The organism is Candidatus Tisiphia endosymbiont of Ditula angustiorana, from assembly GCF_964026425.1.
Classification (GTDB): Bacteria; Pseudomonadota; Alphaproteobacteria; order Rickettsiales; family Rickettsiaceae; genus Tisiphia.
Window position 1 is genome coordinate 571,646 of sequence record NZ_OZ032143.1, and the last position, 12,829, is coordinate 584,474.

Sequence of the window (12,829 nt, forward strand, 5' to 3'; positions counted from 1 at the left end):
AATTCTTCAAGTTTTTGCAGTATATCACTAAATTTAGTATTATATTACGCTTCCAGTAATTGTTGCTTGTTTAGACTTAGGAGATGGCAAACGTTTTATATCGCTGTTAGATGATCCATTTGGCATAACATGTTTAGATACACTATCCTTTATATCATTAATGGCCATTTCACTATTCTTGCTTTTAGTACTCTTTGCCACATAACTGGTTGCTTCTTGTCCTATTTTTCTAGCCTCACTTTGAACATCTTTTTTATATTCAGGTAATTTCGTCTTCTCGTCAAAACTAACCTGATCAAACGTAGCTTTACTAATTGCCTTGCTCTTAGAGCCTTCTGAAGTAAATTGTGCCTCAGTCAAATCCGTGCCTTTCATAGAAATATCTTTAAATGTTAGCCCACTTATATCGCCAACAATTTTAACATTATCTAAAGTTATTTTATTATTTGCATGATTTTTATTATATTGATTAATTGCAGACAAAAGAGTTTTTAAAGATTTTGCATCAATAGTTGCCCCTTCGAAACTAATTTTATCTTTAAAAATAGCTCCTTTAAAAGAGCAATTGCTAATTTCGCTATTTTGAAAAGACCGTTCTTTAAATATCGCATTATCAAAATTAAACCCATTAATTATAACATTTTCAGTAGGTATCGGATTTTCTTTGTCAAAAACCAAACCTCTGAAATCTCTACTTATTAGAGAATATTCTACAGTTTTTGAGATTGTACCAATATCAGTGGCATCAGCTTGTTGTTGAAGTAACTCGCCTAAATCAAGTTTCCGTTCATCTATTTGCTGAGAACTCTGCTGAGAATCTTTATTAGAAAAACTAAAGTGAATTTCGTCTAAAGATTTACTCCATTTTTGTCTACGGGTTCTCAGTGAGGTAAAACTTCTTTGTATTAGGAATCTAGCCCCTTCAACTAATGTTTTTGATACTATTCCTATTAATTTCTTGTCAGATAACAATTTGAATATCCCGAACATAACCATGTTATAATTACCAGTCTTAAATTGTTCGGCTATATTTGTTAAATCTGGTATCTTTTTGCTGGCTAATTCAATAATTTCCTGACCTTTTACTTTTAAATTCCTACCCACAACTGTTGTATTGAGAAATTCATCAACTACAGAACCAAATCGCTCAGCATTCTTGCCAAGAAAATTTGGAATATCTTTATCAATTATTTTCCTCACCTCTACATTTTTTGGTTTATTTATAAAATCTAAAATAGAATCTGCTACTGTAATAGCTTGAGCAATTTTCTCTTGTTCAGGACTATTTACTAGGTCCTGAATTTTAGTAATAATAGTTGTTACCCCCTCTTTATCTTTTAAAGTAGCATTAACCAAATCAGCTGCTATTGGTAATATTTGTGGGACAGTATCAATAGCTAACTCAGCCATCTTTAATACTAGCTCAGGTTTAACTCCAGCAGGATCTAGGCTAGCTTTAATCTCTTTTTGCTCAGTTACATTTTTTGTAACTGTTAAAATAGTATCTTTATTTTGTTGTAAATAAGCAGGGATGCTCTTAGTTAATAGAGGAGTAATATTTTGAGCAATCCTACCTACATCATCAATTATATTAGACAAAATTCCTAACGTAGCTTCATTACTAGCTTCATTTTGGTACTTAGCTAAATTACTATTAATTCTAACTAGCTCTGGCACTGCACTAAGACCTCCTGACACTATATCGACAATTAATGGTACTGTAGCATCTATCAATTCTTGTGGCACACCATATCTTGCAATTTGGGGATTATTATTGCTAATATTATTAACTATAGCCTTGATAGTTCCTGTATTTGCTCTAAGTAAATTTGGCAAATCCTCCTTTATATTTTGCTGGATATCTGCATTTTCAAGTAATCCTATAAATTGTTTAACTAGTCTTTCTGTAGCTTGATCTTTTAATTTAATATCACCAGTTTCCTGATTTATTGTTTGTATATCTTGATAGAGTCCCTTTATTTGCTTTATACTTAGTGCTTTCATGGTATTTTGTAGCACATCAATAGCTAGAGGAATTACCTTCCCATAAAATTCAGGGCTCACATTAGCTAGAATTGGAACAATAGGTGATACTACTACTTTATAAATATCCTCCTTTTTTAAATTTTGAGTATTGCTTTGAGCTAAAGATTCAGCATTACTCTTTAGTGTTGCAAGCAACTTTGGCAGAACTTGAACAGCAATATTGGCAATCTCTGTTTTATTTTTTGCTAAAACATCCGGCAATCTCTCCTTTAGTGTTGTTAAGGTTGCATCTTGTAACAAAATATTAGGTAACTGTTTTACAATAGCAAGTTTTTTAGCTCCACCTTGTTTATCTAGGTGACTTACTTCCGAAATAGTTTTAGCCTCTCGCACTTTATCATCAGTATTATCCAATATAACTGGCTTTAAAGCTTCATATATATTACTAACCCCTTCATGGTTTGCTAAAATGTTACCAATAAGTTCTGAAAGCACAGGTACTACTTCCGGTAATAATTCTTTTCCCATTCCTAAGCTACTAAGCGTTCCCTGCAGTTCTGTATTTGATCCAATGATTATTTGCAATGCTTTTGCTATATTTTCTCCATCATTAATTAAGAATTTAGATAGTATATCATTTTTTATGAGTACACTAAGATCTATTTTATCTAATATTGTACCAAGTAAATCTTTTTTTACTTGAGGGTCATCAGATAAAGCTCTATAGGCAGTTAGCTGCACAATTTCTATAATATTTTCAGGGTTTTTAAGTATCTCAACAACGGTATTTTTGACAATAGGTAATAATTGACTATTTATATATTTTTCATCAAAACCAGCTTTCTTTAATTCTTGTAATAAAATAGCCCTATCATACTTGGCTTGTAGAGACTTTAAAGAATCAATTTTTTCTTCTAATTCTTTAATTTTAGATTCTTTTCTTGTTGTCAACAATTTTAGCTTTTGTAATTCTTTGTCTAGTTCCGGTAATTTCTGTATATCATCTTTTTTAGAATTAAAATCTTTTTGTATCTCATCTATTTTCCCCAACTCTTTTAATGCAATCTTGGCAAGAATTGGAGCAAGATTTTCCACTAGTCCATTAATTATTTCGACATTTTGAGCAAGAAATGTTTTTGTATCAGAATCCTGCAATAATTTTATAAAGAAAGGAGAGTTAGATGGATCATATTTTTCTTCACCATTTAATATTTTCTGTAATTTCTCTATTTCCTTAGCATAAAACCCCCCTGAAGTTATAACACCAACAGTTGTTTTAGCATGACTTACTGCAAATTGTATGCCCTCTATGGCAGCTTTAAATGCCTGACCTTTAGCAATACCTTTTTCTTTTGTTCGTGGCTCTGCTAAAGGAGATAATATTTTCTCTAAATGAGTTTGATCTTTTAAAATATCGCTACATATTTTAAAAAATTTTTCTTTTTCTTCTTGATAGGAAAGTTCTCGCTTTTGCTGTTGCTTTATCTCCTTTTTTTCTTGCTTTTGCTGTTGTTCTTGTTGCTTTTGTTCCTGTTTTATCTCCTTTCCTACTTGTTGTTTGTCATGTAAGTTAACTAACTTGTTATAATCCTCTATCTCTTTGTTGCATGCTTTAAGTTTTTCTTCCCATGACTTCAGTTGTTCCTTTGTCTTTTTTTCTTGAGGTTTTTGCCCTGCTAATACAATTAACTCTTTATACCTAGTAATTTCTGCTTTATAGCTAGTCATTTCTGCTAATAAATATGCTTGCCTTTGCTCAACTAATTCTTTATATCCCTCTATTTTTTTTATCTTTCTTTCTATTTTTGCTGATTGTTTGGCAATTTTTTCTTGATCTTTAAGGTTCTTTATATCTAATATTGCTTGTTCTTTTTTATAAATATTTTCTTGTAGCTTTTTCAAAGTATGATTAGCCGATTTAAAAACTTGCTTAACGGCTTTAGTAAAAGTTGATACCTTATCATCTGTTTTACTCATATCTAATTCTCCTTTATTATAGTTAACCTGAGAAACGCGAATTCGGGATAAGAATTTGCCAATTCTTATCCCGAATTGGGTTGAGAAGGTTTTAGCCATATGTTAATCTTAGCTTAACTAGAAGCAATGTCCCTGCGCCTTCGAATGTCACCCCTGCGTAGGCAGGGGTCTAAGAAAATAGCATAGAAGACTATTTAACACCTTTAGACCCCTGCTTTCGCAGGGGTGACATCACCCTACGCGGAAATGATGTACTAGTGATCCACGCGGGCAATGCCTACGCGGGAATGACATCAATTCTATCACCATTACCTTAGCTAAAAGAATTAATTCGTAATACCCCCATTATCCGAACGAAAAGTTAAGTTTGGAATATTATAGTAGTGAACTAAAAACCTACTGACAAAAGCACCTGCAATTACCGTAATAATAGAGTATTTTATTGTACTATAATTAGGATTATAAGCATAAGCATCTAATAATATACTAAAGATCCCACCCCATAATATGAATATTTCAAAATTAACTTCTCTAGGTATATACTCCATATTCTTGTCATGCTTACAAATTAAATTCCGCAGTATTATACCAGCACTAGAAGTCAAACACGCAAAACATGGTCCCCAAAACTCTAACGGTTCAATTCTTTGTACAATTACGGTTACAACACCAATTATCATAAAGGATGCTTGCCCTAAAGAATCACAAATAACAAGAGTATTACTCCATATTTTTTGGATAAAACTATCTTCATATAACTGCTTATTATAATAAGCTAGGAGTTTAACGGTAGAGAAGCCAACAAGTACCGTTATAAAAACACGGAAAGTATAATATGGAGTCAAAACAAGATTTATATTATCACCATGGTGTTGTACTATTACAATATCGAGTAAAATACATCCTAATAGAGATGGTAACATTGCTAATACAAAAGTACCAAACAACGTGGCATTTGTTTTAGAGGATATAGTGATAGCAGAAATTGCGAATGCTATACTCCCTATAACTCCAATAATATAACACCATTCTGAATCAATAGATTTTGGCAATAAAATATGATATATATAGCTTTTAACGATTTTTTTATATTCATCGCTATTGACAAATTCTTCAATTGAATCGTTAAACCGTGCGACTACGTTAGGAGATACAGTTTTCTTACTGAACATTAAATGTACAGGGGTTTTAATACCAGTAGGGATTTCCTCTATTTGATCTTTTTTAATATAGTTTAATGAAAGAGCTACCCCTGAAATTCTGTCAGCAAGAAACCCATCAATTTCATTACGTAGCAGCCCATTAAATAACTCTAGGTTACTTCCATATTTAATGATAATATCGTTATTACTCACTTGATTTAGGTAGTCAGTCGTTCTTACATCACCATAAAGAGCTTTTTTAGTTATACCAAGACGGAAATTTAGTAAACGTATCTGAGCTAAAAATTCATTTATGTTACTAAAACTCAAATATTTTTTTGCTGAACGTAAAGTAAATAAGGAAATTTCTTCAAATCGATATGGAAGAGAAAAATTGGCAAAGACTGCTCGCTCAGCAGTATAAGCAGCTCCTGCCACCATATCACTTTCACCCTGCCCTATATTTGATATTGCTCGCTCCCACACAGAATCAGCATATTGTACGCCAATGCTAATTTTGCTACTAATACTATTGATTAATTCAATATCTAAGCCAGTAACACAATAGTGACCATTTTTAGCTATATGACTAAATTGGTAGGGTTCTAGTGGATACCAATCAACAAGCAGATTATCTTTATCAGACACTTCTTCAGTACATTGAGTAAAATATTTGTCCTGAATATTAGATAGTTGATTACTACTGCCCTCAGGATTAGCAAAAGTAAAAAAGTTCTGCACAATAATAATAATCGGGATGATACTTTTAAGTACTTGCATTTTGCATTAGTTCTCCTAATTAAGGTCTATTCCAAGTTTTTGCAGCATACATTAATATCACCGTCAAAGAACTTAATATTAAATTCTTGTTTTTTGCTTGCAACAACTTTTGATGTTATAAATTCTCCATCTTCTGATTTAATTACCGCAAAGCCACGTTTTAGTACAGTTTTATAATCTAGACTTGTAAGTAGCAAATTATTTAAATTTAATTGATGCTCATAATTTTTTAACTTAGTGCTAATAGATTTTAGCATATAATTAGATTGATGCACTAATTCTAACGACTGATAATTAACTATTTTTAGAGGATTTAATATTTCTATATTAAGTGAGTCAAGTTTTGCCACTTTAAACCTGAGTAAGTTAGGCAAAGAATCTGTTAATCTAAAACTGAGTTCATCAAGAAGTTGTTGATTATAGTCTATATAAGTAGTTATACTCCTAAAAATGTCAGTATTAGAGTTAACGGCTTGCTGTTCGTATTTAACTAGCTGATTAATACGACTGCGTAATGCATCATAATACGAACTGATTGTATAATGTAGATTAGAAAGCACAGGTACAGCAAATTCAGCTGCGGCAGTTGGTGTAGGAGCTCGCCTATCAGCTACTAAATCGATTAAAGTATTATCTACTTCATGTCCAACTGCAGAAATAATAGGAATAGCTGAATTAAATACGCTCCGTACTACTACCTCTTCATTGAAAGCCCACAGATCTTCTATAGACCCCCCTCCTCTTGCAACAATTATAACATCGGGTTTTATATCTTTATCTAATTCATTAAATCCTGAAATAGCACTAGCAATTTCACTTGCAGCATTTTCGCCTTGAACAGTAACTGGCCATATTAGTATATGAGATGGACAGCGGTCATTAATACGGTGTATAATGTCCTTAATTACCGCCCCAGTCATTGATGTAACCACCCCAATCTTATTAGGCAGAAAAGGTAGTGGCTTTTTTGGTTTATTGAATATACCTTCTTGTGCTAATCTCTCTTGCCGCTCCTTGAGAATTTGCATGATAGCACCAAGACCTGCGGGTTCGAGGACTTCTACCGATAGCTGATATCGTGAATTTCCTGCATACCCAGAGAGCTTACCTCTAGCTACCACTTCCATACCATCAATTGGTACAAACTTAATTTTTGTAAGTACAGGACGCCAACAAGTACAGGCTAGAATAGCTGTATTTTCTTTAAGATTAAAGTAACCATGACCAGAAGTTGCTATTTTAAGACCAGAGATTTCTCCCTTTACTCTAATATAACCAAAATTATTCTCTAGCAACTCCTTGATCTTACTAGAAATTTCAGTAACTGAAAATTCCTGTTCTACTAGATTAGTAATAAAACTATCTTCTTCTAACATAATGATACACTGATTTGGATAGTGAATTTTGAAAATAATTTTATATAAGCACTTTAAACTAATAAATTCAAGAACAAATAGACAATTAGTAGTATTATAACCTCAAATATTGATGTAAGACATCGGTTTAATAGCCTAGGGTGTTATGCCACAACTGTTGAAAGTTAAAAACCCGTCATTGCGAGACCACATAGTGGTCGTGGCAATCCACATTAATTAGATTGCTTCGTCGCTACTAAAGTAGCTCCTCGCAATGACGCCGGGCTATTTTCTTCATAAATCTCTCCTTGCCAAATGTGCATAATCGTCATACTTTAGTAAATCAATATCATATGGAAAGTTTTTATTCGTTACATAATATTCTAGTAATCGCATCATCCCCTGTTTATGACGATCTAAATCTTCTTTCGTTAAGTCTATTTCCAAAGTTTGGATTATTGGTTTCGAGCTAGCAATTTTTACATAAGTAACCTGTTTAACGCTATGAACTTTTATAGCAAAACCACCTTCCTGTAACATTAAGCCTTCAATGATTAGCTGCGGAGATAATCCGGCTTCTACATCTTTTTTACTCGGTAAGCTACCAGTTTTATAATCGATAATGACAGCTGCCCCAAGCTCATCTACCTCAATTCTATCAGCAACTCCAATTATTGTTAATTCTTGCCCTCCAATATTTAACGAAATTTCTCCTCTGCATTCTGAGTAAATATATTGGGAATCACTTCTGCGTTTTTCATCAAACTCAATAAAAGACTCAGCAATAGGAATAAATTTTATTTGCCAAATTTTTTGTGTATAGGCTGGCAGAATAGTATTCTGTAAAATATTATTACTAATCTCCAATATTAATCCAACTTTGTTATTTTCTAACTTATCATAATTTTTAGAATATTGTTCTAAGACCTTATGAACAAAACTACCAAATTCAGATATTTTAGGCTCCTGCCCTATCATATCCTTGCTTCTCAAATTCAAAATCTTCTTAGCATAGAAACTATAAGGATTCCGTATTAACATTTCTATATCAGTAACTGAGATCACTTCAGGAAAAATTGGACTACTGACGTAACTAAGTAAATTGGCGTCATTGCGAGGAGCTGCTTTAGCAGCAACGAAGCAATCTAGATTAGTATAAGTTTTCTTGGATTGCTTCGTCGATTCTACGATCTCCTCGCAATGACGATTAGAGTTTACTTCCCCTACGATTTTTAAATCATCCTGTAAATTGGAACTAATGCTAGTCGGATTAGCTATAATTGACTCAACCATATTAACATTATTTGGTACATCCACTAAGTCACTTTCTGATAAATATGTTAAATAATTTTCTGAAATCAAACTTTTCTGTAAAATAAATTGCAATTTTAATAATAAATTTGATGGTAACAAACCAGCTTTACTACCTTGTCTTTTTGCTCTAGTAATTATCACTTGAGCATTATGCAGAAATAAATAGAAATAATATTGATGTATGGTAGATCCAGTAGCAATATGTAATTTTTTAAGCGTCTGCTCATTAATCCACTGATTCACAGCTGATGACGAAGCTAAGTTCCCTTGATTAAAGTCGGCTAAAATTACTAGGTCAAATTTAAGTAACATTAAATCTTCAGCTTTACCAATAATTATATTTTTAGAATAATTATTATGGGCAAAATACTTACAACTAAACATTAAAGATTTAAGTAGCTCTGGAAACCATTTTTTATTATTTAATGTTAGATTACAATTATTTTTTATTAAGCTAGATAGAAAAATTGATAGTTCAGCAGCAGGCTGTTCATACCAAATATTTGGATAAAGTTTTTCAGCAATCTTAATCGAGGATTTTAATATTTTAATAAAACTACTACCACTATTTGTATAAAGTAAGTTTATTAGTTTCTTACACCACTTTATTAATGCATCATCATTGGTTTTTTCTACTAAAGACAGCATCTGACTAGGCTGCCGTATAAAACGGTTCTTACCGCTCATTAATAGCTCTAATTTTGGTACTAATTTACAATTAATAAAAGGATTCTTTAATAGTAAAAATAACTTTTTTATATCAAAATCATTACATAATATTTCACTAACAGAAATTATTAGAGAACTAACTAGCGTTTTTGTTAAATTATCACCTAGTAAATCTTGAAATTCTAAGGAATATTTGGTCAAAAAATTACAGTAACAACTCTTGGTTGTTTGATTATTAACAATAATAGCTATCTTCTTATCACTATACTGTTTGCAGATCAGGCTTATTTGTTCTGCTTCTTGAAAAATATCCTCAAGCTCAAAATATTTTAGTAGACCAATGTCATCCCTGTCTACTTCAATGTCATCCCTGCTTCCTTCAATGTCATTCCTGCTTTCCTCAATGTCATTCCCGCGTAGGCGGGGATCTAAAATGTCTAAAGCACCCTTCTTGTCTATTTCTTTAGATTCCTGCCTTCGCAGGGATGACATTGAAGGAGACAGGGATGACATCTGTTTAGATTCCCGCCGCAGCTCGAATGACATCTTTGTTGTTATAACGCCGCAGTTTAAATGCCCCTGCTTAGCAAGTGTTAAATCTTTATCCTCAAAAATTATCTGATCTAGAATAGAATGATGTTGTTGCTCATTACCTAAAGGCTGAAAATCTGATAAATCTTTATTTAGAATTGCCAGTAATTTTTTTAGGCTATATAAATAACCCTCTTCAGGCTTATCATATTCTAATAGAGATCTATTACTAATAGGCGGTAAAATTATAAAACCACACGGTGAATTAGCAACATTCTTTAAGAAATTCCATGATATAAGATTGTGACCTATGATGCCCGCTACTATTAAATTGGTATCAGCTCTTTTCAACCTTGCTATCTCTGCTTCCATCATAGTTATTTGATAATTTACACGATCTAGCAATCCTAACAATTCTATCTGCTTTTTCCATTGGTGATGGGTATATTTAAGAAATTCATAAATAACATTCCAATGTTTTGATGGATTCATTTTTTCTATTTCATTTACAGAATCTATCGATAAATTATTACAAGCTAGCTGATAAAATAACTCAGCTATTGTTGAACAAAACTGTAAAGATTGTGTTATACCGAATTGTAGCTTAGGGTAATTATGGATGATTTCTGCTAATATAATTCTCTCTTGCAAAAACGTTATAGGCTCTAACGTTATAGGTTCTAGATTTTCTGATGTAATACTAAATATTTCCTCACCTTCAGCCATAATATTGGAAAAAGGGATAATATTCGGTAAAATCGCAATATTTTGCTTCTTAATCAAAATATTTTGTAAATTTAAACAAGCAAAGCCACTTGGCAATATAATTTTAAGATTGCTAATAGATTCTTTACCAAAATTATCTAGAATAAAATCAGCTACTATATCCAAAAACGATGAAGACGGGTTGACTCTATAAAGGTTCATTAAATTCTCTAATTATATAGCTAACCCGAAAAGGTTTAAGGCATAGTAATGGTGATAGAATTGATATCATTCTCAGCAACGGCATTGCCCGCGTGGATCAAAAAACCAACGTAAGTAATGTACTTACAAAACCAAAAACGATGTCATCCCAGCGAAAGCTGGGATCTAATAATATTTAATAGTCTTCTATGCTATTTTCTTAGCCCCCTGCCTACGCAGGGGTGACATCCGAAGGTGCAGGGACATCGCTTCTAGCTAAGCTAAGATTAACATATACCTAAAACCTTCTCGGGTTAGCTATATCATACAAATATTATATATATAATAACATAACTTGACAACACCACTAATAGCTAAAACTCTTAAAAATTTTGTTTTAGTAAAACCGGCAATTAAAGGAATAAATTTGCCCCATAACGGTATTATCATAAACCAAAGTATAAATATGTTATATTTTAAAAAGAATTGGGAAAATAATTGGTGGTTAGTATGAACCTGTTCATTTTTAGAATAATAAAAAATTTTCAATAAGATCAAACCAAAGAAATAATTTATACTAGTAGCAAATAATGAAGCAATGGTGGCGACAGTAAGTATTATTAAATTATTATAAACACCAAATATCCTCATAGAATGAACGATTAATTCACTATCTAAACTTACAACTAAATTACCTACTAAACTATCAATAAATAATAACGAATATGCCTCAAACTGGTCCATAATTCAAACTGGTTTATAAAAATAATAGGTTTGACAAAATATACCCAATACTATAATTTGCTACCTTAAAATACAACATAATTATAATCTAAATTTTCCTGTGAACAAAGCTTTATCCTTAAAAAAACCACTTTTGCTATGGTCTCTTGCCACCCTGTTTTTTGCTTTTCAATTTATATTAAGACTCTCAACTGGAATTCTTAGAGAAGAAATTATACAAAAATTTGCCATTGATACCATAGCATTTGGCACGTTTGCTGGATATTATTATCTAGGTTATGCAGGAATGCAATTACCAATCGGCATAATGCTAGATAAATTTAATTTTAGGATTGTCACATTCTTATCTATCTTAGTTACCTCTCTTGGTACTCTAACTTTTGTTGCTAGCATTGATTTTAATTACTTACTCATTGGTAGATTTATGATTGGAGCTGGTTCTGCTGTAGGTTTTTTATCAGTAGCTAAGATTACTAGAAGCTCTTTCCCAGCTAAATATCATTCCTTAATGCTCGGACTCTCTTTTACCTTTGGCTTACTTGGAGCAGTATTTGGCATTACTCCAATGAAGCTATTATTTACACATTTTGGTTATGACGTAACTTTTAATAGTTTAGCTCTAGTTGGATTTATCATTGGACTAATGATTTTATTAGTAAAAACCGATGATACAAGAAGTAATTCTAATACTAGCGATTCCGAGCCTTCAATATTGAAACTCTTATTAAACCCTACTATTTTATTTATTGGAGTTTGTGGTGGTCTAATGGTAGGAGCATTAGAAGGTTTTGCTGACGTATGGGCTATTCCATTCTTCAAACAAGTTTATCAAATGAATGATATGGAAAGTAACTTGGTTACCTCATTCGTTTATATAGGTATGTGTTTTGGTGGTCCAATACTTGCACTTATTGCTAATTTATCAAAATCATCTAGCAATTTTTAGTATTCTATTATATTGTCCTTCATTAAGTTTCTTTACTAGTAGTTCTTTAATGTTTTTATTAGGAATTTTTTGTTGTTATCAAGTTCTAATTTTTACTGTTGTAGGTAACCTTGTTACAGATAAATCTGCTGGACTTGCTATTGCGATAGTCAATTGCATTAATATGTCATTTGGACATTTTTTCCATAAAATTATGAGTAATTTAATATCTTACAACTGGGATGACCTACTAAGTGAATCAGCTGTACCTATTTATAGTCGCTTTGATTTTATTATGGCAATTTCTATAATTCCAATTTGTTGCCTTATCGGAATCACCGGCTTTTGGTATTTATCTAAAAGATCAAAAACTCAAATATTAATCAATAACCTTGTGGAAAAGACTGTTTCAGCTTAAATAATTCACCTTACGCGTGGCATTTAAAAGTCATAAGGAAGAAAACAGCCCGGCGTCATTGCGAGGAGCTACTTTAGTAGCG

At 32.0% G+C, this 12,829-nt stretch carries 7 protein-coding genes; 2 read left to right on the top strand and 5 right to left on the bottom strand.

The features are described from left to right. Positions 1 to 39: 39 nt before the first annotated feature. The 5 genes from AAGD29_RS02585 to AAGD29_RS02605 all read right to left on the bottom strand — a co-directional run bounded on the left by AAGD29_RS02585 (position 40) and on the right by AAGD29_RS02605 (position 11,404). Positions 40 to 3,963: a hypothetical protein gene (locus AAGD29_RS02585; RefSeq protein ID WP_341758401.1), complete on the bottom strand. Its 3,924-nt coding sequence runs from the start codon at positions 3,961 to 3,963 to the stop codon at positions 40 to 42. Positions 3,964 to 4,289: 326 nt separating this feature from the next. Further along, positions 4,290 to 5,885 (bottom strand): transporter substrate-binding domain-containing protein, encoded by a 1,596-nt coding sequence (locus tag AAGD29_RS02590; protein WP_341758402.1) that lies wholly within the window; start codon positions 5,883 to 5,885, stop codon positions 4,290 to 4,292. A gap of 26 nt (positions 5,886 to 5,911) precedes the next feature. Beyond that, complete coding sequence (gene xseA, locus AAGD29_RS02595) at positions 5,912 to 7,261, bottom strand: exodeoxyribonuclease VII large subunit (protein ID WP_341758403.1); 1,350 nt, start codon at positions 7,259 to 7,261, stop codon at positions 5,912 to 5,914. A 273-nt stretch (positions 7,262 to 7,534) separates the two neighbouring features. Continuing rightward, positions 7,535 to 10,681, bottom strand: a complete 3,147-nt coding sequence (locus AAGD29_RS02600; RefSeq protein ID WP_341758404.1) for a PD-(D/E)XK nuclease family protein — start codon at positions 10,679 to 10,681, stop codon at positions 7,535 to 7,537. Positions 10,682 to 10,978: 297 nt separating this feature from the next. Continuing rightward, entirely contained in the window at positions 10,979 to 11,404 is a 426-nt protein-coding gene (locus AAGD29_RS02605; RefSeq protein ID WP_341758405.1) for a DedA family protein, read from the bottom strand. Positions 11,405 to 11,504: 100 nt separating this feature from the next. Here AAGD29_RS02605 and AAGD29_RS02610 point away from each other — a divergent pair, with 100 nt between their 5' ends. Continuing rightward, a complete protein-coding gene (locus AAGD29_RS02610) occupies positions 11,505 to 12,350 on the top strand; it encodes an MFS transporter (RefSeq protein ID WP_341758406.1) in 846 nt (281 codons plus the stop codon). Between the two features lie 49 nt (positions 12,351 to 12,399). Continuing rightward, a complete protein-coding gene (locus AAGD29_RS02615; RefSeq protein WP_341758407.1) occupies positions 12,400 to 12,747 on the top strand; it encodes a hypothetical protein in 348 nt (115 codons plus the stop codon). Positions 12,748 to 12,829: the final 82 nt, after the last annotated feature.